The 547-nt window shown below is 47.9% G+C and carries 1 protein-coding gene; it reads right to left on the bottom strand.

All coding sequences use genetic code 11. The features are described from left to right. Positions 1-317 (bottom strand): transposase family protein (locus ABDZ63_RS15790; protein WP_343785184.1); only part of this gene is annotated, 317 nt, incomplete at its 3' end. Positions 318-547: the final 230 nt, after the last annotated feature.

Raw genomic sequence — 547 nt, forward strand, 5'->3', positions numbered from 1 at the left:
GCTTGATTGAACTCTTGTGATTGGCGCTGATAACGATCGACAAGATCATTCGTTTCATCAAATCGTTTCCGGCAAGTGATATGGTGACATTGATAGCGCCGTTTGCGATACCAAATCATCGTAGGGCGATTGAATACTCGATTGTGTTTAATTTTTTGCCAGCGATAATCATGAACCTTTTGAGTTGATGTTTGGCATGCAGGACATGGCACGATCTCACGTGGCCGTTCAACGTAGATGTGATAATAGCCATTTTCGTCTCGCGTTTCAATGACGTGAAAGCTTTCCAAGCCTGGTAAAGTCATGTTATGATGCATATGCACGCAGCTCCTTTGTTTTGTTTTAGTGGTATAAAACAAGGATAACAAATAAGGAGTTTGTGTGCTTTTTTTGTTTCAACAAACCGCTGAGTTGGTGTCAGGTGAGGAGCGTCGGTGGTGACGCCTGCGGGAACAGCACGCGTCTCGAGACCCCGCAGGCCACGCTTTTCGGCCGAGGAGGCTCGAGCCGTGCCCGCGGCAAGCATCCACCGTAAGCGGAACACCTG

The sequence above is a fragment of the Alkalibacillus silvisoli genome, from assembly GCF_039521975.1.
Classification (GTDB): domain Bacteria; phylum Bacillota; class Bacilli; order Bacillales; family Alkalibacillaceae; genus Alkalibacillus; species Alkalibacillus silvisoli.